Origin of the sequence: Pseudomonas sp. NBRC 111127 (assembly GCF_001320345.1) — a bacterium.
Taxonomy (GTDB): Bacteria; Pseudomonadota; Gammaproteobacteria; order Pseudomonadales; family Pseudomonadaceae; genus Aquipseudomonas; species Aquipseudomonas juntendi.
The window spans coordinates 1-3938 of sequence record NZ_BCBD01000257.1 but is presented as its reverse complement, the minus strand read 5'-3'; the positions used below and the strand labels follow the sequence as shown (position 1 = coordinate 3938).

5 protein-coding genes and 1 pseudogene are annotated in these 3938 nt (G+C 63.4%); all 6 read left to right on the top strand.

All coding sequences use genetic code 11. The annotated features are described in order from the left end of the window. Positions 1-488, top strand: a pseudogene (locus tag APH30_RS26370) (bifunctional 3,4-dihydroxy-2-butanone-4-phosphate synthase/GTP cyclohydrolase II); the annotation flags it as partial. 91 nt (positions 489-579) lie between these two features. After that, on the top strand, positions 580-1056 hold the full coding sequence (gene ribE, locus APH30_RS26365; protein ID WP_023534949.1) for a 6,7-dimethyl-8-ribityllumazine synthase: 477 nt from the start codon (positions 580-582) through the stop codon (positions 1054-1056). After that, positions 1053-1553 carry a transcription antitermination factor NusB gene (nusB, locus tag APH30_RS26360; RefSeq protein ID WP_054914177.1) on the top strand — a complete coding sequence of 167 codons (501 nt, stop codon included), beginning with the start codon at positions 1053-1055 and terminating at the stop codon, positions 1551-1553. Before ribE ends, nusB begins: the two co-directional genes overlap by 4 nt. Positions 1554-1571: 18 nt before the next feature. Continuing rightward, entirely contained in the window at positions 1572-2540 is a 969-nt protein-coding gene (gene thiL / locus APH30_RS26355; protein ID WP_054914176.1) for a thiamine-phosphate kinase, read from the top strand. Beyond that, positions 2537-3040 carry a phosphatidylglycerophosphatase A gene (locus APH30_RS26350; RefSeq protein ID WP_009685716.1) on the top strand — a complete coding sequence of 168 codons (504 nt, stop codon included), beginning with the start codon at positions 2537-2539 and terminating at the stop codon, positions 3038-3040. The genes thiL and APH30_RS26350 overlap by 4 nt, the downstream gene beginning before the upstream one ends. Before the next feature lie 16 nt (positions 3041-3056). Beyond that, positions 3057-3800 (top strand): ABC transporter substrate-binding protein, encoded by a 744-nt coding sequence (locus tag APH30_RS26345; protein ID WP_054904996.1) that lies wholly within the window; start codon positions 3057-3059, stop codon positions 3798-3800. Positions 3801-3938 lie beyond the last annotated feature (138 nt).

The following is a 3938-nucleotide window of genomic DNA, read 5'->3' as shown; positions in this document are numbered from 1 at the left end:
ACGAGCGCACCGTGCAACGGGTGTCCGAGCAACCGGTAGAGAGCGAGCTGGGTGAGTTCAACCTGGTCACCTACCGCGATGCGGTGGAAGGCGACGTGCACATGGCCCTGACCCTGGGCAAGATCTGCGCCGAAGAGCCGACCCTGGTGCGGGTACACAACATGGACCCGCTGCGCGACCTGCTGCTGGTCAAGCAACCGGGCCGTTGGAGCCTGCGCGCGGCCATGGCGGCCGTGGCCGAAGCCGGCAGCGGCGTGGTCCTGCTGCTGGGCCACCCGCTGGACGGCGACGTGCTGTTGGCGCACATCCGCGAAAGCGCCGGCGACCTACCGGCCAAGGCACCGACCACCTACAGCACCGTGGGTGCTGGCTCGCAGATCCTGCGCGACCTCGGGGTGCGCAAGATGCGCCTGATGAGTTCGCCAATGAAGTTCAACGCGATATCCGGATTCGATCTGGAAGTTGTAGAATACGTGCCCTCCGAGTGACTTGAGGCGGCAATGACGCCCCCAGCTCGAGTCCAGACCCCTGTGGAGGCCGCTTGCAAGCGGCCTCGCTCTTGAATATGAGAATATCGGAATGACCCTGAAGACCATCGAAGGTACCTTCATCGCCCCCAAAGGTCGCTATGCTTTGGTGGTTGGCCGCTTCAACAGCTTCGTTGTCGAAAGCCTGGTAAGCGGTGCCGTTGACGCCCTGGTTCGCCACGGTGTCAGCGAAAACGACATCACCATCATCCGTGCCCCGGGTGCATTCGAAATTCCGCTGGTGGCACAGAAGGTCGCCCAGCAAGGCGCCTATGACGCGATCATCGCCCTGGGCGCCGTGATCCGTGGCGGTACCCCGCACTTCGAATACGTGGCGGGCGAATGCACCAAGGGCCTGGCCCAGGTGTCCATGGAGTTCGGTGTTCCGGTGGCCTTCGGCGTACTGACCGTCGATTCCATCGAGCAGGCCATCGAGCGTTCCGGCACCAAGGCTGGCAACAAAGGTGCTGAAGCTGCCCTGTCCGCTCTGGAAATGGTCAGCCTGCTGGCGCAGTTGGAGGCCAAGTGATTAGCGACGAAAGCGATCGTTTCAACCCGCGCGATCCAAAACCTGCGGATGCCGGCAAGCCCTCCAAGAGCGCCAAGCGTCGCGAAGCCCGCAAGCTTGCGACCCAGGCCCTCTATCAGTGGCACATGGCCCAGCATTCGCTGAACGAGGTCGAAGCGCAGTTCCGGGTGGATAACGATTTCACCGATGTCGACGGTGCCTACTTCCGCGAGATCCTGCATGGGGTCCCGGCAATCAAGGACGAAATCGACAAAGCACTGGCCCCGTGCATGACCATTGCCCTGGACGAGCTCGACCCTGTGGAACTGGCCGTGCTGCGCCTGTCCACCTGGGAGCTGATCAAGCGCGTCGATGTACCGTACCGTGTGGTCATCAACGAAGGCGTGGAGCTGGCCAAGGTCTTCGGTGCTACCGACGGTCACAAGTTCGTCAACGGTGTACTCGACAAGCTTGCCCCGTCCCTGCGTGAAGCAGAAGTCAAGGCGAACAAGCGCTGATCCCGGCGCTGCCTGGCCATGGGTGAATTCGAGCTGATCAACCATTACTTCGCTGCCGCGCCCTGTGCGCAAGGCGGCGAAGGCGTGGCCCTGGGGATTGGCGACGATTGCGCCTTGCTCGATCTTCCCCCTGGTGAACAAATGGCGGTGTCGACCGACACGCTGGTGGCCGGGGTGCATTTCCCTGCCGTGTGCGACCCACAATTGCTGGGCCAGCGGTCGCTGGCCGTGGCGGCCAGTGACCTGGCTGCCATGGGCGCGACCCCGATCGGCTTCACCCTTGCCCTGACCCTGCCAAGCGTTGGCCCGGACTGGCTTGCAGCCTACGCCAACGGCCTGAGCCGCATGGCGCACCGCTGCCGCATGAGCCTGATCGGCGGCGACACCACCCGTGGCCCATTGAGCATCACCGTGACCGTGTTCGGCCGGGTGCCGGCTGGCCAGGCGTTGCGCCGCAGCGGTGCGCGGCCAGGCGACTTGCTGTGTGTTGGCGGCACCCTGGGCAAGGCCGCCGGTGCCTTGCCGCTGGTACTGGGCGAGCGCCAGGCGCCTGCCGAGCTGGCCGAGCCGCTGCTGGCCCATTACTGGTCGCCGATGCCGCAGCTCACCTTGGGTACATGGCTGCGGGGCAGGGCCACGGCGGCGCTCGACGTCTCCGATGGCCTGCTAGCCGATTGCGGGCATATCGCCAAGGCGTCCGGGGTGGCACTTGAGGTGAACCTGGCCCAGGTGCCAGTGTCTCCTGCCTTGCAGGCATTCCTCGGCCACGAGGCGGCACTGCAGGCAGCACTCACTGGTGGCGATGATTACGTACTGGCCTTCACCTTGCCGCCTGCAGCACTGCCGCCCCTGGCCGAGCTTGGCTTCATCGAGGTACACACCATTGGTCGTGTGCTGCAAGGTCGCGGTGTGACCCTGCGCGACGCACAGGGCCAGGACATCACCCCCGCCCAGCGGGGCTATCAACACTTTAGGGAGACACCGTGACCGATCACCCCAACCAGGTGCCTGCGGAGTTCGTTCCGCCTTCGGTCTGGCGCAACCCATGGCACTTCATCGCGTTCGGCTTTGGTTCCGGCACCTTGCCCAAGGCACCGGGTACCTGGGGCTCGCTGGTGGCCATACCGTTCATCCCCCTGTGGCAGATGCTGCCCGACTGGGGCTACTGGCTGTTGCTGGGCATCAGCATGCTGTTCGGCATCTGGCTGTGCGGCAAGGTCGCCAATGACTTGCGTGTGCACGATCATGAAGGCATTGTCTGGGATGAAATCGTTGGCATGTGGATCACCCTCTGGCTGGTGCCGGAAGGCTGGCAGTGGCTGCTGGCAGGATTCCTGATGTTCCGTTTCTTCGACATCCTCAAGCCGTGGCCCATCCGCTGGATCGACCGCCATGTGCACGGGGGCGTCGGCATCATGCTCGACGATATCCTGGCCGGTGTGTTCGCCTGGCTGGGCATGCAGGTTCTGGTATGGGCGGTTGCCTGAAACAGGGAGCGCGTGAATGGCCATGAGGGTTGTGCTGCTGGCGATGCTGCTGAGTGTCGCCCCGTGGGCGGTGGCTGCCGAAGGCCTGCCAAAGCAGATCCAGCTGGTCAGCGAGGAGTGGATCGACTACACCAATGCTGACGGTACCGGCGTTGCCTGGGACGTTCTGCGCAAAGTGTTCGAGCCGGCCGGGGTCAAGGTGGTGACCCAAAGCGCACCCTACAGCCGCGCGGTCGGGCTGGTGAAACGTGGCGAGGCGGATGCCTGGGTCGGCTCCTACAAGGAAGAGAACGACGACAACCTGTACCCGCGCTGGCACTTCGATATGGATCATATCTATGCGCTGGGGCTGGCCAGCAAGCCTGTGCCCACGTCGCAGAATGTGGGCAAGTACCGCTTGGCCTGGGTACGTGGCTACGACTACGGCAGCTACTTGCCCGATGTGCATGAGTTCCGTGAAATCCAGCGCCGCGAAGGCATTCTGCCGATGCTGGAGCATGACCGTGTGGACTTCTATATCGATTCCCAGACTGAAGTCGATTACGTACTGAACCAGTCATCGCAGCCCGAACGCTTTCGCCGCACCCACGTGGCCGAGCTGCCGCTGTACCTGGCCTTTGCCCGCAACGACCAGGCCAAGGCCCTGCGCGACCTGTTCGACAAGCGCATGGCCGAGCTGGTACGCAGTGGCGAGCTGAAGCCGATTTTCGAGCACTGGCGGCAACCGTATCCGTTCACTGCAGATAGCAAACCGCATTGAGGCCGGGCCTGCCTGGCCTAAGTATCGAACTTTTCGATCTTACCCCGCGGTATTCAGCCAGCCCATAGTGTGCAACCTGCTGATACAATCGGCTCACGAGATATGTCCCACTTTTTCCAGGAGCACAACGTGCCCGTC